Source organism: Bacteroidia bacterium, assembly GCA_041391665.1.
In the GTDB taxonomy this organism is placed as follows: Bacteria; Bacteroidota; Bacteroidia; order J057; family J057; genus JAGQVA01.
Window position 1 is genome coordinate 259,643 of record JAWKNO010000003.1, and the last position, 19,450, is coordinate 279,092.

Annotated in this window: 14 protein-coding genes; 2 read left to right on the forward strand and 12 right to left on the reverse strand. The window is 46.4% G+C overall.

Annotated features, from left to right (window positions below; genetic code table 11):
• Positions 1 to 7 precede the first annotated feature (7 nt).
• From R3D00_23865 to R3D00_23875, 3 genes are read right to left on the reverse strand one after another with little or no spacing between them, the layout of a single operon-like run.
• Positions 8 to 871 carry a universal stress protein gene (locus R3D00_23865; protein MEZ4776232.1) on the reverse strand — a complete coding sequence of 288 codons (864 nt, stop codon included), beginning with the start codon at positions 869 to 871 and terminating at the stop codon, positions 8 to 10.
• 24 nt (positions 872 to 895) lie between these two features.
• On the reverse strand, positions 896 to 1,939 hold the full coding sequence (locus R3D00_23870) for a hypothetical protein (GenBank protein MEZ4776233.1): 1,044 nt from the start codon (positions 1,937 to 1,939) through the stop codon (positions 896 to 898).
• The gene (locus R3D00_23875) at positions 1,902 to 2,426 is read right to left on the reverse strand and encodes an ATP-binding protein (GenBank protein MEZ4776234.1); all 525 of its coding nucleotides are present in this window, start codon (positions 2,424 to 2,426) and stop codon (positions 1,902 to 1,904) included. The genes R3D00_23870 and R3D00_23875 overlap by 38 nt, the downstream gene beginning before the upstream one ends.
• A 50-nt stretch (positions 2,427 to 2,476) precedes the next feature.
• Here R3D00_23875 and R3D00_23880 point away from each other — a divergent pair, with 50 nt between their 5' ends.
• Positions 2,477 to 5,875 (forward strand): DUF1553 domain-containing protein, encoded by a 3,399-nt coding sequence (locus R3D00_23880; GenBank protein ID MEZ4776235.1) that lies wholly within the window; start codon positions 2,477 to 2,479, stop codon positions 5,873 to 5,875.
• Positions 5,876 to 5,899: 24 nt separating this feature from the next.
• The gene (locus tag R3D00_23885) at positions 5,900 to 7,360 is read left to right on the forward strand and encodes a DUF1501 domain-containing protein (protein ID MEZ4776236.1); all 1,461 of its coding nucleotides are present in this window, start codon (positions 5,900 to 5,902) and stop codon (positions 7,358 to 7,360) included.
• A 53-nt stretch (positions 7,361 to 7,413) separates the two neighbouring features.
• Here R3D00_23885 and R3D00_23890 read toward each other — a convergent pair whose 3' ends face one another.
• The 9 genes from R3D00_23890 to R3D00_23930 form a co-directional block, all read right to left on the reverse strand.
• Positions 7,414 to 9,063, reverse strand: coding sequence for a hypothetical protein (locus tag R3D00_23890; GenBank protein ID MEZ4776237.1), 1,650 nt, complete (start codon positions 9,061 to 9,063; stop codon positions 7,414 to 7,416).
• A gap of 102 nt (positions 9,064 to 9,165) precedes the next feature.
• Positions 9,166 to 9,741 (reverse strand): hypothetical protein, encoded by a 576-nt coding sequence (locus tag R3D00_23895; GenBank protein ID MEZ4776238.1) that lies wholly within the window; start codon positions 9,739 to 9,741, stop codon positions 9,166 to 9,168.
• Positions 9,742 to 9,932: 191 nt separating this feature from the next.
• Positions 9,933 to 10,751: an SDR family NAD(P)-dependent oxidoreductase gene (locus R3D00_23900; protein ID MEZ4776239.1), complete on the reverse strand. Its 819-nt coding sequence runs from the start codon at positions 10,749 to 10,751 to the stop codon at positions 9,933 to 9,935.
• A gap of 77 nt (positions 10,752 to 10,828) precedes the next feature.
• Positions 10,829 to 11,416, reverse strand: a complete 588-nt coding sequence (locus R3D00_23905; GenBank protein ID MEZ4776240.1) for a Crp/Fnr family transcriptional regulator — start codon at positions 11,414 to 11,416, stop codon at positions 10,829 to 10,831.
• 17 nt (positions 11,417 to 11,433) lie between these two features.
• Positions 11,434 to 12,912: a DUF1593 domain-containing protein gene (locus R3D00_23910; protein ID MEZ4776241.1), complete on the reverse strand. Its 1,479-nt coding sequence runs from the start codon at positions 12,910 to 12,912 to the stop codon at positions 11,434 to 11,436.
• Positions 12,913 to 12,951: 39 nt separating this feature from the next.
• A complete protein-coding gene (locus R3D00_23915; protein MEZ4776242.1) occupies positions 12,952 to 13,788 on the reverse strand; it encodes a hypothetical protein in 837 nt (278 codons plus the stop codon).
• A gap of 384 nt (positions 13,789 to 14,172) precedes the next feature.
• Positions 14,173 to 15,219, reverse strand: a complete 1,047-nt coding sequence (locus R3D00_23920) for a serine hydrolase domain-containing protein (GenBank protein MEZ4776243.1) — start codon at positions 15,217 to 15,219, stop codon at positions 14,173 to 14,175.
• A gap of 29 nt (positions 15,220 to 15,248) precedes the next feature.
• The gene (gene bla, locus R3D00_23925) at positions 15,249 to 15,986 is read right to left on the reverse strand and encodes a subclass B1 metallo-beta-lactamase (GenBank protein ID MEZ4776244.1); all 738 of its coding nucleotides are present in this window, start codon (positions 15,984 to 15,986) and stop codon (positions 15,249 to 15,251) included.
• A 412-nt stretch (positions 15,987 to 16,398) separates the two neighbouring features.
• On the reverse strand, positions 16,399 to 19,179 hold the full coding sequence (locus R3D00_23930) for a PQQ-binding-like beta-propeller repeat protein (GenBank protein MEZ4776245.1): 2,781 nt from the start codon (positions 19,177 to 19,179) through the stop codon (positions 16,399 to 16,401).
• Between the last annotated feature and the right edge of the window lie 271 nt (positions 19,180 to 19,450).

The window sequence follows — 19,450 nt, forward strand, 5'->3', positions numbered from 1 at the left end:
ATAGTAGTTATACTTCGGTCTTTTTGGTTTCGAGCTCAAAAGCTTCAGCATGAAGTGCCAGCAGAGGCACATAAGTATGGAAAGCCATTTTTTGTGTATGGCTGCCTTCAATCAGATATTCTTTCCAGTTTCTCCGGCGGGTGGACATGACCAGTAAGTCAGGTTTAATAGAATCCACATAAGCCTGAATGCCCTCGTCAATATCAGGGTTCATCATCGTATGGAAAGCGGTAAACTCCTCGGGAATAAACTCCCGGATGACATCCTTATACCAGTCAAAGATCTCTTGTGTAGCCTCATCTTCCGTTGGGGAAATGTGCAGGATATGCACTTTCGCATTAAAAGTTGTGGCAAGCGTGGAGATCTGCTGAAGGATACCCTCGGTTTCATCTTCAAAATTGGTGGTATAGAGGATATCGCGGATTCCTTTAAAATCACTGTTTTCGGGAATTGCGAGTACCGGGCAGGATGTCCGCCCAATAACTTTCGCCGTTTGGGTTCCCATAAAAATCTTCCGGATACCCTGAGCGCCTTTAGTGCCCATGATCACCCATTCTACAGGATACTCGGCTAAATAGCTCTGGAGTTCACGTTGAAAAGGTCCCTGCCGCACAACGGTTTCTATCTGAAGATCAGGATCTTTTTCCAAAAGGGAATCCCGAATCTTACCTAAACGGCTGAGAGCGACCTTTTTAATCGTTTCGGTTTTTTCGATAATCATGTAAGCCGGCGCTTCTGCATAGTAATCAGCCAGCGGATGGGAGTGGAATAATACAATTTTAGCTCCGAGCTGTTTGGCAAAAGGAACCGCATACTGTAACGCATGCATCGCGGTAGTGGAAAAGTCGTTAGGGATCAATAGAGTTTTCATAATGCTAAGGATTATCATTCTTCATCAGGATGCCTGTGCCCGAATGGTTGATGGTGTAGAGAGCTGTGAGATGTAGCGATTGATGATTGCCACATACGTTCCAATCATATTTTGAATAGCGTTTAAACTGTCTTCCTGCAGTTTATTTTTGGCGAATTCCAGCAGTAATACTTTCATCCGCACATTGGCTCTGTATAGTTTGTAATAAATCAGCAGCGCTTCATCCTGGGGCGAACCAAAAGCATGCACGTGATTCAGATAAGCCTGCAGGAAATAGGCACTCAGATCGTCGGCTCCGGAAGCTTCCAGGTCCATACACAGGAAACCTACTTCGTCCAGGATATCGGTTTGTCTCCACGCATCGTTAAATTCAATACAATCGAAAATTACTGGCGGGGATTCGAGGAAAATATTACCCGTATGAAGATCTCCATGGCAATCTCTGACGTACCCTTTATCTACTCTCACGCGAAAATCGCGCTGATGTTCGAGAAGAAAACGGTTGGAAGTATTGATCGCCCGATCAATGGTTTTGGCAGCTTCTAATGAGATTGACAAAGCCGTCTCACGGTAGGAAAGAATATCGTTAAAATCCAGCTTAAGATTGTACAAAGACTGTGGGACAAAATTGACTTTTGTGTCCTTATGAAATGTGGCGAGTTTTTCTGCCAGTTCGTCGATATGCTGATGGGTAACTTTGCCTTCACGGAGCATGTGATTCATCTGCTTTTCCTTACTCATCCGCCGCATCATCACCGCCCAGTCCACAATTTCACCACCATTGTCTTCCATCGAGTAGCTGCCGGAGAGCTCCCAGATCGGTACTCTTTTGAGATAAACCCCTTCTGACAGACGGGAATTGAGCAAAAGCTCTCTGCGGGTAAAATAAGCCCGGTTTTTTAGTGTTGAAAAATCAAGAAAGCTGTATTGAACCGGCTTTTTGATTTTGTAGGCATAATGATCTGTCAGTATTACCCATGATATATGAGTCTCTATCAGCTCCGGATTTTTTGCGGTATCTGAGAATGCTTTATCGGCGATTAACCGGTTTATCTGAATTTGATCCATAACATTGTTGTAATAAGTGCGCTTCCGCGTAGTTCAACATTTCATTTAGGGTTAAAAGACCGGAATTCAGTGTTAGATGTGGTTTTTGCATCGGCTCAAATGATGATTTAATTTTCAGATAAACATCAAAATCAGCCTCTGAATAGCGCCTTTTGGTTGTGATCCTCGATCGAATGACGGATTCGTCAGCAAAAATCTCTATAAAGTAAATTTTTCCCGGCAGCCCCAGCGTAAACCAATCTCTGAGATACTCCCGGTAGAAAGTGGCATCAACTACCACGTTCTCTTCTTTATTCAGTGCATCAATAGTCAGCGCTTTCATCTCCTCATAGACCTGATATTTCGCAGATCCGCTGTACCTGTCTATTTGTATAAAGTTTAGTCTGACCTGATCACTGCTGATATAGGTAGCAGAAATTTTTCCTGCTAATGCCTCCGCAAATGTAGATTTGCCCGATCCCGGTAAACCAAATACAATGATGGTCATGACGATGACTTTTAATTATCGAAAATTAATATCACTGGATAATAGTAAGTATGACAGGAGTCATGTACCGGGGTGACTCCTCCGGAAAAAGGTATGATATTTATCATAACTGGTCGGGCGCCATTTTTCAGGGGACAGCGATTTCCCGGGTAGAGAATCGGAGTTTTGCAGGGGAATATGTAATTTACCCTGAAAGCTTTTATTTCCGTATGAAGTACCTCCTGCTTGCTTTTTTTACGCTGCTTACTGCTTTGTTTTACAGTTGTGGGCAACCGCTTCCCGCTGATGTGGTTTCCGCAGAAAAGTCGTTGCCTGACAAAATTGATTTTAACCTGCATGTCAGGCCCATTCTTTCTGACCGGTGTTTTGCCTGCCACGGACCTGACAAAAACTCCCGGAAAGCAGACCTTCGACTCGATACGGAGGAAGGTGCTTTTGCTGCACTTGACAGCCTCAACACTCATTTCCCGATTGTGCCCGGCGACGTCGGTCGCAGTATGGTTGTGCAACGTATGGTCAGCACCGATCCTGAGTTTCAGATGCCTCCGCCAGAATCCAACCTGACTGTCACGCCTGAAGAAGTAGCGACCATTGCAAAATGGATCCGGCAAGGTGCCAAATGGAAAAACCACTGGGCATTTATTCCGCCCGAAAAACACCCGATCCCCTCTGTCAAAAATACCGCCTGGCCGGTAAACGAAATTGACCGGTTTGTACTCGCAAAACTTGAAAAAGAAAACATTCAGCCTTCCCCCCAGGCAGACAAAGAAACCCTTCTTCGCCGAATCACCTTCGATCTTACTGGCTTGCCTCCGACAGTCGCCGAAATTGACGCCTTTCTCGCAGATGATTCTCCGGAGGCTTACGAAAAAGTTGTCGATCGCCTTTTCGCTTCTCCCCGGTACGGAGAACAGATGGCCGTAGAATGGCTTGACCTTGCGCGTTATGCCGACACTCACGGCTATCAGGCTGATTACTACCGCCCGCACTGGCCGTGGAGAGATTGGGTGATCCGTTCGCTCAACGCCAATATGCCTTACGACCAGTTTGTATCCTGGCAGCTCGCCGGCGATCTTTTCCCCAATCCCTCCCGCGAGCAGCTTCTTGCCACGGGATTTAACCGCAACCACGCCCAAAATGCTGAAGGGGGCATTGTACAGGAAGAATTTCGGGTAGAATATGTCGCCGACCGTACCCAGACTTTTGCCACCGCCTTCCTCGGGCTTACCATGCAGTGTGCCCGCTGCCACGATCATAAATATGACCCCATTTCTCAGAAGGAATTCTACGGTCTGTTCAGCTTCTTCAATAATGTCCCCGAAGCTGGTCAGATCACCTGGAATACCAGCGATATGCCCGGACCCGTCATGCTGCTGGCAGATCAGGAAAAGGAAGATCAAATCGCTTTTATCCGCCGGCAGGTAACCCAACAGGAAGAAGCTATTGCCACATACAAACAGAACCAACTGGCGATGTTTGAAAAATGGTTTGACCGTGAAAAACCAGTATCTATACCGGCTGCGCCGAAAGGCCAAATGGCTGAATTCCCACTGGAGAATGCTACCAATGAAAGAATTCCCAACAAAATCAACCCCTCCCTGCCGGGTAAAATTACCGATCCGGTTACAGACCGTATTGCCATAGAACCAGTCATCACCGTAAAAGGCAAACATGGAAACGGGCTGAAACTCAGCGGCGACAATGCCCTTACCTTTCCCGGTGTCGGGCGGTTTAGCCGTTCGGAGCCGTTTTCCGTGGGGCTTTGGGTAAACATTCCGGCAGAACTGAAAGAAGGGGTAATCTTCCACGGAAACAAAGGCGCAGCATTGTACACCTTCAAAGGATATCAGGTTTCAGTCGAAAATCATCGGCTCGACGTGCGGCTGGCCCATGACTTTCCCTCGAATGCGATCCAGCTTCTGTCAAAAACTGACTTCCCCCGCAACCAATGGTTTCATCTTATGCTCACGTATGATGGTTCGTCCCGGGCTGCCGGGGTAAAACTATATCTTGACGGGCAAGAAATGCCGATGGAAACCACCCGCGATCATCTGGTCAAAGACATTGTTTTTCACCCATCGACCCCTGGGGGTGGATATATCGATACGTATCTGAAAGTCGGTGCCAGATGGCGCTCCCGCGGTCTTTCAAACGGGAGCGTGGACGACATCGCCGTATTTGGCAGGGCGCTGAGCCCGGCGGAAATAAGGGCCTTATATGAAGGGAAACCCCAGGTATTTACCACATACAACGAAGAAACGAAACCCGCTCTTTTCGAATATTTCCTTCAAAACCATGACCCTGGCTACCAGACAATGGCTGATTCCCTTGCCCGCATCAGACGGAAGGAAGTGCAGGCGGTGGAAGAAGTGCAGGAAATTATGGTCATGGGAGAAATGAATCCCCCCCGCCAGACCTATCTTCTCGCAAGAGGCGCATACGACGCCCACACCGATTCGCTTTTACCCCATACACCAGCTGCCATAAAGGCATTTGACCCAAAAGAAGCGCCCAACCGCCTTGGACTGGCCAAATGGTTGTTTGATCCGCAAAATCCCCTCCCGGCAAGGGTAACTGTCAACCGCTACTGGCAATTGTTTTTTGGCAGGGGAATCGTCGTTACGGCAGAAGATTTTGGCAGCCAGGGTAAATTACCTTCACATCCCGAACTGCTGGACTGGCTGGCGCGGGAGTTTATGGATTCGGGTTGGGACATAAAGGCTATTCAACGGAAAATGGTTATGTCTGCAACTTACCGCCAACAGTCTCATGCTGATGAAATTTTGCGGGAAAAAGACCCCGACAATCTATTGCTTGCACGTGGTCCTAAGTCCCGGCTTACAGCCGAAATGTTGCGCGACCAGGCACTGGCGGCCAGCGGTCTGCTGACAGATAAAATGGGCGGACCACCGGTCAGACCCTACCAACCCGACGGGTTGTGGGATTTTAACCGGATGGCGGGTGGCTATCAGCAAAGCCATGGGGAAGACCTTTACAGAAGAAGCTTGTATACCTTCCTGAAACGCACCATTCCCCCTCCGCTGATGAATACATTTGACGCACCCAATCGGTCCTACTGTGTCGTAAGAAGGCAAAAGACCACCACCCCCTTGCAAGCGCTGGTGCTGATGAATGATCCTCAGTTTCTGGAGCCGGCACGCGTCCTCGCAGCTAAGGTGCTGCACGAAAATCCTGTGCCCACAGAAGCCATCTCGGCTGCATTTCGAAGGCTTACCTCGCGAAAACCCTCAGAAAAAGAGTTGGCACTGCTGAAAGATATGTTTGATAAAAATCTGATGAAATATCGGCAGAATCCACAAAAAGCAGAAGGATTGCTCCAAACCGGAGAATTTCCGGCAGATTCTTTGTCCGAACAGGAAGCCATTGCGGCTATGACGCTTGTGACAACCACAATTATGAATTTTGACGCTTCACAAATGGAGCGATAGCTATAAAAAACAAAAGAAAATATTATGTCCTGCAATCATTTTGACCCCAAATACAGTCGCAGAGACTTTCTTACCCGCACCAGCCTGGGACTTGGCGCAGTGGCACTAAGTTCGCTTCTGGGCGCAGGCTCTGTCTGGGGAAAGGATAAAGAAATCGCACTTGCGCCCTCCTCCGGCGGTATCCTTTCTTCGCCCCATTTTCCGCCCAGGGTAAAACGAGTCATTTACCTTTTTCAAAGCGGCGGCCCTTCTCAGTTGGAATTATTTGACCACAAACCCCTGCTTCAGAAAATGAACGGAGAGCAGCTGCCCGATTCTGTGCGACAGGGACAGCGACTGACGGGTATGAGTTCGGGCCAGACCTCGCTTCCACTTGCCGGAGCACAATTTGCCTTTCAGCAGCATGGAAAATCAGGTGCCTGGGTCAGCGAACTGATGCCACATACAGCGAAAATTGCCGATGAACTTTGTTTCATTAAGTCGATGTACACAGAGGCAATCAACCACGACCCGGCCATTACCTTTTTTCAGACTGGCTCGCAGATCGACGGGCGGCCCAGTATTGGCTCGTGGCTGAGTTATGGTTTGGGTACAGACAATGAAAATCTGCCATCGTTTATCGTGTTGGTAACAAAAAATAAAGGCGGCCAGCCACTTTACGCCCGTTTGTGGGGAAATGGATTTTTACCTTCCAGGCATCAGGGCGTACAGTTCCGTTCTGGGAATGAGCCCGTTTTGTACCTGAATAATCCTGCCGGATTTGATATGAGCGACCGGAGAGAAATGCTTGACTATCTGAAACAGATGCATGAGCTCGAAATGGAAAAGCAGGAAGATCCCGAATTGAGCAGTCGCATCGCACAGTACGAGATGGCCTTTCGGATGCAGACCTCCGTGCCGGAGGTGATGGATCTTTCCGGCGAACCGGAAAGCGTATTCGACCTATACGGACCAGACGCCCGCAATCCAGGGACATTTGCAGCCAATTGCCTCCTGGCCCGCCGGCTGGCAGAGCGGGGGGTGAAGTTCATTCAACTCTATCATCAGGACTGGGATCACCACGGGGGATTGCCTGCAGGAATACGTGCAGAGGCAAAACAAACCGATCAGGCATCGGCAGCGTTGGTGATGGATTTGAAACAGCGGGGATTACTCGATGATACACTGGTAATCTGGGGTGGAGAGTTTGGCCGCACAAACTATTCGCAGGGTAAACTCACCAAAACTGACTATGGCAGGGACCATCATCCCCGCTGTTTTACCTTATGGATGGCCGGTGGCGGCGTCAAAAAAGGGTTTTCTTATGGAGAAACAGACGAGTTTGGCTACAACATTATCCAAAATCCTGTTCATGTTCACGACTTTCAGGCCACTTTACTGCACTTGCTGGGTGTGGACCATGAGCGGCTCACTTTCAAACATCAGGGGAGACGTTACCGGCTCACTGATGTACATGGGAAGGTAGTGCGGGAAGTAATGGCGTGAAAATGATCTCTGGCAAATCCATTTACTCAGGTGCATTAAGTTTACTGCGCACATTAATCGGAATCGACCTTCACATCCCTGAACAGGAAAGGGTTGTCACTGAGTCTTAATGCCTTGCCACTGGCAGTGGTCACATTCCGGAGAATAACCTCCCGGGTTCTGACAAAGGGAAACGTCTCGTGGTAAGAGCTATCCGTCATTTGTGGATTGAAATTGGCAAAAATTGCGGGGCCCTGGTAATCTTCCGGATGATTGGAATCGTCGATTTGAAGATTTTCAATGCTGATACGTTCCGGCATATAACAGGTGTAGCCAAAATCATGCTGCCCGGAATTAGAACCACCGATCAGGCTCGCCCTGACCGGTCTTCCGCCGGCAGGCACAAAAACGCAATTCCGGATAAAAAATTCACCTTGCCACGTACTGCCGTAATCGTCGCGGAGGTTGATGAGGTTTCTGCCGTAGATGGTGCAATTTTCGACGGTTAAGATACCGGTGCCAATGGCATTGATTCCCATATGTCCCAGCGTAGAGTTGCGGATGGCAGCATTTGCAACCCCCATATGTGCATCGAAGCGGGAAAAAGTACAATGGTCATACAGCAGGTTTTTGCAGTAGTTGGAACCCATGATTCCCCAGTACATATTGTCTTTGATATCATTGGTCTGGCTACAGTTCTCAAACGAGATATTAACCGCACGGTTGATTAAAATGTCGTAACTCCCCATGGAGACGGGTCTCTGCGCCGAGCCGATGGTACTGTACGTTTTATGTCCGGTGAGGATGGTATTTTTCACCGTTACGTAGGCGCAGTCACTGATACGGATGAAGCCGCCATAGGGTGCCCCCTGATCTCCTTCACCGGTGATGCGATGCTCCAGCCCTTCTACCAGCACATTGGAGCGGCGGATTGCGATATTTCGGCTATAATACGTGTATTTTGATTCTGCCTGGTTGGCGATGGTGGTAAAGCGCCCTCCGGTGATTGTCAGATTCTTCTCATCAATGGGAAGAGCGGTGATTTCCGTGATCTGGTCAAAGTCCCAGATGATTGGCGCGTCCATATCCACATGGCCGTTTTTATCTACGACAAAAATATCTGTTTGCGGAGATCCGTTGTTTTGGTTTGGCCCGAAGCGGATATAGCGTTTTACGTTGGAATCAGCGACAGTGATCAGGCAGTTTGCCGGCAGTGAAGCGTTGATTTTCGGCTGATTTCTCTTCAGGGAAGCGATTCCCTCCAGGTTGAAAGGTTGCAGATTGGAACTGACGATAAAAACAGATGCATTGCGGTTTTGGACATCGGTATCGTCAATAATGAAAGCCGCTGTGCCGAAGTCGGTATCAGTCTGGATAACCGCTGTGCGTTCTTTTCGGCCAATATAGTATGTGGCTGCATGGTCTGCTTTTACAGAAAGGCCGTGTTGGTTGGCGAAGGCGTGAGTTGCAGCGATCGCGTCTATGTCATCGGTTTTGCCATCACCGCTGGCACCGAAGTCGCTATAACGAACCCACCCTTTGTTTACAAATTTTCGATAATCCCTGAACGAAACATTTACCAGTAATTCCCCATTTTCATTTGTAGTCACATGGGTTTTTTCCCTGGAGGAAGTCATCACTACATTATCAGGCAGGCCCTGGACTTGCCCCTGTGTTGCCATTGCACAGGTCAAAAAGAAAAACAACAAGCTTAGGTATTTCATTCTGAGGAGAGGTTAATAATCGTCAATGGGGAATAAGATAGACCAATATAACCTTTCTTGCAAAATATACTCATGGACCAATCCAATGTCTATTAACATTCCTCACCAAAATCTCCACTTGTTCTTGCCCCGATTCTGATTCTTGTTCTTTTTATTTTTTATTTTCGTTTTTAACCTTTCCCTTCCGATTCCCATCCTTAATTTTGCTAATTGTTGAACGTAATCCGATTTATCGAATTCAAATTGCCCTAAGGCAGAATAATCCCAGAGGGGTTTGACATCTTCACATGGATATTTAATACTAAAGTCTGTCCACAACACCTTTTCGCCTTCAAGCTTAACCCGCATATACAGGGGGGAACAATATAGGTGTCTACACTGGCACTGTAAAATGATCATTATATTGGAATCATAGGATTCTTCTATATAATTTTCACTGAGGTATTTACGTCGATCCCGACTAGCGTAATCTGAATACTCCAACATTTTCAGCAAATCTTTAGAAGAACGATAACTATATGACTCTGTAATACGTTCCCTTTCAATATGTGAAAACAGAATGAGCTCGTAGTCTTGCACTATTTCAGTCAGCTCGGTATTATTAATTAAAATTTTAGCCTGCCTGAATAGATAGGTGCCTACATCTATTGTATCTATGACAAATTCCAGCTTGTCCATTTTAGTCTGCCTTTACTACACGAATACAAAAAGCATGTAAATGCTAATTAGAATTCAACTATCATTCCATACTTACAAAATCACGTCTACGGGACTCAATAAAAATGGATTCATTTCATAAAGGAATACTTCCTATTTCCGATTGCATTTTTGCAAAATAGCTGTTTATCAGGGTGGTTGGAGTTATTCTTTTATTTTCCTCCTTCGTTTTGACGGCTCATCCCATACATGATTTGTTTCATTACAAGGATCTTTCCCCATCTTGGCAATAATTGAAGTGAATAAACCAAAAATTTCGTCAGGTTTCCCGGAAATACGGTTTTCTTTTTCCCCAGGGCTTTTAGAATTGGCACCCCCACCTGTTCAGGTGTTTGCGCCATTCCCATGTTCATATTGGCTCTTTTTGCAAAACCGCTATACACGGGGCCGGGGGCAGCCGAAAGCACATCAATGCCAAAAGGTTTTAGTTCTATTGAAAGGGCCTCCGCCAGAGATTGAATATACGCCTTGGTAGCGGCATAATTGGCTGAATAGGGCACTCCCTGAAAGGCAACAATTGAGCTAAAGAGAATAATGCCGCCGCGCTTTTGCTGCTTAAATTTCTGAGCGAAATAATGGGTTAATTGCAATACCGATTCGCAATTGGTTCGCAACATATTTGTCTCCGCATGGACAGAAGTATCTAAAAACAAACCCGAACTCCCAAAACCTGCGGCATTCACCAATAAGCCAATATTCAAATGTTGGGTTGCTTTAATTATCTCATCGATACCCCCTGATTGCGAAACATCTGAGGCAATGACAATAATCCTGACGGAATGTTTTGCCAAAATAGCTGATTCCACTTCTTTGAGTTTTTCGTAATTTCTTGCGACGATCACAAGGTTGAAGTTGCAAAAGGCCAGTTGCCGGGCTATTTCCAGTCCGATGCCCGAAGATGCGCCGGTTACAACCGCCCATTCCCCGTATTTATGCTTTAATCTTTTTACTTCCTTCGCTGATAATTGCATGATGTATCGGTGTTAATATTACCCTACAAAAATGCAAAGGCCTTCAGCTTCAAATCGTTAACAAATGTTTATACTTTTTAGGAAACCGATTTTTTTAACCGGCTTAAATGAACAGAAGTAATGCCCAGATAAGAAGCGATCATATGTTGGGGAACGCGGTTGTGGATGTTGGGGAAAACCTGTGTAATGCTGTCGTACCGCTGTTTGGGCGTTCTTGCATACATATTTTTAATACGGTCATCCTGATAGATAAAATAAAACTCCGCAATCAGGCGCCCCAGTTTCTGGCCCTCAGTCAAATACTGATACCCCCATTCAATGGCTGACCGGGGAAGCACCACCACCTCAGTTTGTTCAACTGTCTGCAAGGTATAAAGTGAAGGTTTTTGGAGGATAAAACAGGAATAGTCCGCGATAAACTGATTTTCCAGGGCAAAATGCAGGGTATGTTCCACGCCTTTATTATCGGTGATGATTACGCGGATAAGACCTTGATTGATAAAGAAAATTTCGTTTGGAATGGCCTCAGGCTGGCTCACAACCTCTTGCCGCTTAAACGTCTTTGAAAATGTCTGGCTGAGTAATTCGTTGAGTTCAGACTCCGAAATACGAATCATTTGTTTGATTACGTGCCTGATTTGCTCCATTTCGTTCTGTAAATCCATTTATTGTCCACTTCTTATCATGGGACTATTTTGATGATAATTCTTTTATAGCGTGATAAAGATGGGGTACCCTTGTCGCTGACTCTTAGGATGATGTGAATAGTTTCTTCTTTATCCACTTCAGGCGCTGTTCCATATACCAAATGAGCATTTTCGGGTTGCCCCAATTGAAACTCACCTTTATAGGTACCTGCTTCGAGGTAGGGAAACCACAGAAAACTAAGATTGTCGCCATCCGGATCATGAGAATCCAACGCATCTAAACAAAATCCTTCACCAGATTTAACCGTTATTCTATCAGGATGTGTTAGGACAGGAACCGGCGGATGGTTGGCCTCTTCAAAAGATTGCGTGCACCAATCCATTCGAGCCGCAAAATCATGTTGAAAATCGTCTCTCCAACGCCATAAGGTCTCTTTATAACCAGTGAATGTTGTCGTATCTTTTCTTACGGAACGTCCATATTCATTGGGAATATATGGTGAATAAACATCCACGGCATTTGTCCAGATGGGTCGTGTTTCTGGTGCAATTTCGACAATGGAGCTTCCATCTTTGACTTTTGAAAAGTCAGGTTTGTAATATTCATAGCGACCACCCCAGCCGCCCCATTCCGGGTGTTCTGAATCATTTAATCCATTGGGGATTAAGGATAAAAACGAGGGTGTATCGCCTTCTACCCCCCAGGAAACATCCGGATAGACTTCACCAAGCGGTCCATGACCTTGTTGGATATGTCGCAACAACCACGCATTGCTGATGGTGGTATTATCTATGCCTTTGATCACATGATTAATACCTGTCCAGGTCGCACTGCCATAATCATCACCAGGAGAAACGATGTAAAATAATTTTGGGAAATTATTTCGAATCCAAATGCCACTATCATCCTGATCAGAAATGGTATAAACCCGCAATTTTGAAATTAGCTGTTCCGTTACTTTTTTACTCCTGGTAGTCTTAATTCTATGAAGCGCTTGTGCCAATGTGTTTGCACCACCCCAAACGGAGATCCACAAGGGTCTTTCATCGTCTTTTTCCAGTTCTTGGATTATCCAATCAGAACCTTCAGAATCCATCCCATCCCCTACGCCAGTCATTCCATATTTGGGCAATCCGCTTTTGACAAGATTTAATAGAAATGTTTCCTCAGGAAAACCGTTCTCATGCAACAACAAATTAGCCTGTATTTTGCCATAAGCATGAAGAACTCTTTCGATAGACTTTGGATTAACTTCTGTTTGGTGCCAACAAGAAGTAGTTGCTACCAAACCCCTGATGTCCATTTGGTTGGCATATAACAATAGCCGAACTAAAGATTGCGTATCGTCAGGATCTGCTTCTATGTCGGAGAGAATAATAACCCTATTTTTAGCGTAAGTCTGCCCAAAACTTCTTTGAAAGGATATGGCCAACACAAGAAGTAAACAAAAGAAAGTTTTTCCTGCGCCGAAGCTAAATTCTGTTTTTTTAGGGATACGAAAATCTGGCACCATATTTTATCAGTTATTGATCAATGGGTTATTTTTCTTTGATTATACAGCACTACCCTTTTTATCGGCATAAGCGGGTCTGCTTACCCATCTGATTTCATCTTGTCTGCGAACAACGGTCCACCAAAAAAAGAAAAGGGTGGTAGTAACAATGGCTATGGTTAAAGTCCATTCCGGTAATGTCCCCCTTAAGTCAATCAACATGCCATCACCGGGGAAAATGCCAAAGCCAAACAGTGCGGGTATCCGAAACCAATAATAGCAGGAAACCGATGCAGCTGAAAATATTGGGATTAATACTTTTTTTTGTATAAATCTTTTCAAAACCAAAAATAAAGCACCTGTCACAACCAGCCCCAACAAGGGATACTGGTAAATAGTAATAAACTGTAGAGGGTCAATAATCTTTGGATAATCAGGAACATGAAACCATCCCCAAACGAAGCCAGGAAAGCCGCCAACCATCAGGAATCCTGCTATTTGATGGTAATTTGTCTTTTCTGTTGACAAAGGGTGAATGCCCGGGGTTGTATCAGGACAGGGGGTGACGCAGCGGTGACACAGGTCGCAATGTGCATTGGACAAGGAAATGCGGTTTTTTAAACCATATAGTTTTTCGACCGGGTGAACCGGGCATAAACCCGAACACCAGGCGCTTTTCCATTCGTAAAAGAAGGAGGTTGTAATGGCAATTACGCCCAGCGAAATGATCAATATCGCCGTAGCCAATCCGTTGGTGTCGAAAATAGCATGGCGTAAGGGCACGATGATCAATAGAAAAATAACCGCTATCAGGTTTAGTTTGCCCGTTTGGGCCATCGTTAGTTTTTTCCTTTTTGAAAAACCCATATGCCTTGGGAACAAAGCAAATGACGCCATAGGGCAGATGTTCCGCCATACCCCTACCCCAACAACCAGCAGCAGCGGGGCAACGGGGATCAGGATATTCCAAAATAAGTGAATCCCGACAGTTGGGCGGAATATCAGATTAAAGAGGATAAAAACACCTGCAAACCAAATCGAAATTTGGGTTATCCTCCAGATTAGAATTGAGCGCGGAGATAACAGATCTCCTGACTTTAAGTTGAAATGAGCCATCGTACCTACTTAGGTAGTCAAGTTAGAAAAAAGGGGAGAATTTAAAACGATTTTGTTGCAATTACCGGCGGGTTTGTATTTACAGTTTTGGATTTATGGCGTGAAGATTACCGTATGGGGAAACGGCTTTGTGTAGTACAAGGAATGTGGGGATATTTTTCTTCTTCAGCTTTTCCCCTTTCTCACGATTTTCACAATGCGGCTGTATATGATTTCCGCCAAATTCCAGTCGTAGCCATTAAAATTAGTTGTATTATTAAATTGAATAACAATTGTGTCGATGTCTTTGTGATACTTTGCAATACTCTGATAGCCAGGGAGCAGCCCCGTATGTTCGTACACATAAATCGAGGAATAGATTTCCTGTTCACCTTCCCTGAACACCGAACCATCATTTAATGCCCTCAGGAATATACCCACATCCTCTGCGGTAGCGAGCATTAAGCCTGTGTCTTCATTCTTAAAATCTGTCTCAACACCGACATAATAGCCGCTCATCACATCGTCTATATTCACTTCACCCAGCGAACCGAAAGTATGCTTCAGGCCGAGAGGGATCAAAATTTCTTCCCTGATATATTGCTGGTGGCTATAACCCAGCACTTTATCAATGAGGTCAGAAATCAACATATAGTTCGTATTTGAATAGCCATAATCTTCCCCTGGCTCAAAGTCGGCGGGTAAATCCAGTGCGTATTCCAGTGTTTCTTGTTTGTTTTTGGGCGGGTTTGTCCAATAGTCCGGATGATCTACAAAATTGGGGATGCCGCTCCGATGCTGTACCATCATCCTCAGGGTGATTTTTTCCGAATATTCAATTCGCCCTGCAAGTTCAGGAAAGTACTCCGCGAGTGTTTTATCCAAATCCAGACGTCCGTCTTTGACTAATTTTGTGGTAGCAACAGCGACATACAGCTTGGTAATGCTGGCAATCTTAAATAAGGCTTGCGGATAAGCAGGGATCTTGTTTTTTCGGTCGTGCCAGCCTGCGGCATAAAACGCGGGTGGCTTCCCCGCCTGATCCACGTAAACAATCATCCCATCAAATCCATGGCCAATGGCCTCATCCAGTTGTTCCTGAACCGTATCAGGAAGCGGTAAAATCCAGGCCTTTACCAAAATCCAGGGGACAAAGTACAAGGAGCCAATACTTGCCGTAATAAATACGATTCTGAGAATTCCCCGTAAGGTAGGGGTAGGTTTTTTTTTCATAATGCCACACTATTTCAGAGCGTTAGCCTTTAATTAAATAGCTCAATAGTATAATTTAACAAATCTGAACTGCCGGGATCACCATGGCCGGGAATAACTACTCTGACCTCTTCATACTTCGACTTTACGGCTTGAACGGTATTTGACCATTCGCCAGTATTTGCATCTCCTAAATATCCTTTATTTGCCCCTGATGCTTTAATCAAACACCCGCCAAACAGGACTTTTTCACCCGGAAAATAAGCTACTATATTATCAATGGTATGCCCTTCGCCAAAAAATTCATTGATGACTTTTTCATCTCCGACTTTTAGTTCCAGACTTTTTTCAAATCCTCTTTGCGGAGTCTGCACATGATTTGATTTTGCCAATTCAATCGTCTTAATTGAGGCGTATGAAGGAATTTGCCTTTCATGAAAGGTATTTAATCCCCCCAGACAATCATTATGAAAATGAGTAACAACGACACCGGTTACTTTGCAATCCAGGTTTTGCTCCACCCAATCCAATAATTCTCTGGATACACGATCATTAGTAGGAGTATCAAAAATTAAAGCTTCGTTATCGTCAATGACGATCATTCCATTGCAACTTACTTTACCAAAATCCTCTGTTGAGAGATAGGATATGTGTCGGAAAGTGTGGTTTGTCAGTTTTTCAACCCTCAGATCATCACTTTCATAAAGTGTAGTATTTTTCAGTGTCTTACAGCTATGAAAGCCTATAAACACGATTGCGATAAGGGGGATTTTCAGGTTTATTTTCATTTTTTGTTTCACGATTCGTCCTGGTTGATATACGAATTCATTACTTTTTTTTCTTGTTTTTCTGTTACAAAAAAGACGGGCTTCCTGCATCAGAAGAATCCCTTTGATTGCTTTTTGCGGTAGTAATAGCCTCATTGACCACAATATCAGTGCGAACGACTGTTCTCCGCGGAGCAAACATTTCCGGTTATCGGCTATTTAAAGCCATCAAGATAAAGAAAAAAGTGGAGTTTGAGGAATCCGTAATTTGAAGCGTGATAGATAGGTATTACGTTGGGCATACCATGTGCCTGAACGGAAAACATAAGCCCCGGCTTGCGCCAGGGCTTGTGAATATAGAATTTCGAGGACTAACTGCATGGATCAAAACTTGCCGTTGCCTCCGTACATGTCGTTGTTTCATGCGGTGAACTCACCGCACCATCAACCGCCGAAAAGTCCGTCCCTGTTCGGAAGCTACGCCCAGCAAATACACGCCTTCGTTGAGCTGTGCCGGAAGAGAAAACCGTATTTCCTGCAGCCCGGGGGTAAGGGTAGATTCTCCCAACCTGGCAACTCTGCGGCCTTGCAGGTCATAGAGAGAGAATCGGTATTGCCCCGGTTGCGTAACGTCCAGGCCTACCCAAATCTCTTCCCGGGCGGGATTGGGATAAATCCGCATACTTTGTGTGCCGGGCAGAAAGTCGCCTTCCAACCCTACCGTTCCGATGGTATATTTCCGGACCAATGCCCCCCGATAGCCCTCACTCAGCGAAAGATCTCCTGTGGTGTAGGCCCCGTACAGATCGCCCGTGGGATCGACCGCCATAGCCTGAATTTTGGCGCGCTGGAGAGAGTCGATATACCCGTAGACAAGGCTCAACTGATTGTCAAGCAGCATCTGAAACGGCACGCCCCCGGCAGGGGTCAGATGCTCACCCAAAATGGCCAACTGATCATTCACTATGGCACAACGCCAGGGAAAGTAAAAGCTACCTGTAGAAGGCAGAGAAAGTTGGGCGTCGGTGATCAGTCCGCCGGAAGTATTGAGCAGGCGTACATAGACGTGGCTGTTGGTGGAAAAACAGAGATAGGTACGACCCTGGGTATCTACCGCCATCCTGCGTGGGGCACCTAAGCTCCCGGTACTGCCTTTCTCATCCCAAAGCAAGGTACCCGTACTGTCAAAGCGGGCCGCTACATAATTGCCGATGCCGGAAGAGCCAAAAATGCTGATATCCCCGTTTGTCGCAATCTCCATGCCCGCAAAATCAGTCAGGTTGCCCGATTGGTTGGCTACATCTTTATGCCACTCCAGGGTTCCGTCGGTGGTATATTGGAAGATGTGGAGATCGTTGTCATTGTTGGCGCCTTTGTGGATCGCAGCAATGACCAGTTTTCCCCCGGCGGTATATTTCATCTCATAGGGTTTGGAATAGGGAAAACTGGAGGAAGGACTTTGGTAGAATCGTGTCCACTGCAAGGTGCCTGTGGCATCGTAACGGGAGATAAACATCTGTTTCGTACCGGTGTTGATGCCTGTGATATAACTATTGCCGGCATTGTCGAGCGCCAGTCCACCTGCATCATAGACTACCGCGCTGTCGAGCAATACCGTAAACCTTTCTGTACCGTTTGCATCATAGCTGAGCAGCCCGCTGTAACCCGCACTGACATTCTTGCTATTTTGAAACAGACCTGCGACATTTCCAGCGCCATCGTGTTGAAGGTAGGAAAATGAGGGGATCGCGGCAGAATAGGATTTACTCCGCTCCCACAACACCTGGCCGCCAGGATCCAGTTTGGTAATGGCAAACCTACCTGTGTCGCCGTCGTCGGAAAAGGTCGAGAGCCACAGATGGTTGCCGTCAGTGATCAGGGTCCCTGGCTGGGCATCACTGAGGGCTTCCCCGCGGGGTTGTGCCAGAAATTCTTCCGCGAGGGTATTGGATTGGAGGGAAAACAGAGTCGTGGTAGCCTGCTCCCCCTCCACACCTGTTGCATACAGATGATCGGCAGAGAGGGAAATATCGGTCAGGTACTGCGCCTGGTTGGCGCCGTAAGTCTTTGTGGTCTGCAGAGCACCGGTACTGGAATAACGCACAAAACCCAGCGAATCAAAATCCTGCACGCCCAGATAAATATCTCCGTTTGCAGCAAGTTCGGCGGCTACAACCGTCGTGTAGAAGTCAATTTCGTAGTCCACTTCCCATAATTTAGCGCCGGAGGAATCATAGGCGATGATTAAGGCAAATTCATCAAAGTTATCCTCCTTGTTGCCAAAGGTATAGATTGTACCGTTGGTCCCCAGCCTGATCTCCGCGCCACTATTGGCATCTCCATTATTGAATTGTTTTTGCCAAAGGAATTCCCCGTCCTGATTGAGCTTGAGGGTAACGATGTCCTGTTCAGAAAAAGGCCCGGTCTCCAGCGTACCGACCGCATAGAGATTTCCGTTATCGTCGGCGGCGACACCTACGAGATAAGCTTCCACATCACTGGTGAGGGTATCTGGATATTGCCAGTTGAGGGTTCCGTTGCTGGCATATTGTACGGCGAGGAACGAATAGCCATAGTCGGCATAGCCCACAGCCGTAACTTTTCCGGCATTGTCCACCGCGAAGTCGGCAAAACCCGCCTCACTTCCCGGATCGAAGGTCTGATCCCACTGAAGATTCCCGTTCAGATCATACTGAGCCAGCCAGGTCACCTCATAGTTTTGGCTGCTTTTCTCGCTCCCAGCGAGGTAGAGATAATTGCCCACCTGCCGGAGGCGACCGGGGCTGGCATACTGGTTGGACGGACCGCGGTAGGTCTGATGCCACTGGACCTGCCCGTTGGCGTTAAACTTGATGAGGTGGATCTGACGCTCATTGAAGCCCCCAATGATTTCGGATCCGACAGCGTAAATATTTCCCTGATTGTCCAGCGCGAGGTGCAGAAAAGAACTATTGTTGGGGGTGGCGAGAGTTGTATCCCAGGCGAGGGTTCCGTTGGTTTGATACCGGGCAATGTACATGATTATCCCGACCTGTGTGGAAGAATATCCAGCCACGACGGTACCATTGTCCAGGGCCTGCACGGCGTTGAGTTCCAGCGTCTTGGGACCTGCAGTATTGGTAAGTTCTTTTTGCCATAAGAGATTGATCCCTGTTTGGGCCGGAAGCAGGGAATAAAGAAACAGAAAGGATGTGGTGAGAAGAAGTGATTTCATAAATTCAGATTTGATAAACGGACAAATGGGTCAAAAGAGAGTATTGACAATAGGTTATGGCAGAAAGGAGGCTTTGGTTAACAAAAAAAATGCCTCAAGGAGTGAATGAGGAAGAGACAAATCGAACTTTTGCGCAAGGCAGTTCAGACACGACCACTATTAGCGTGCGCCTCATACTGCTTCTGCCTTGAATTCTATGGGGAATTTTCTTCTTCTTATAACAGTAGACGTAACGTTTTGGGACAAGCTTCACTTATTGTCCTGATTGTGG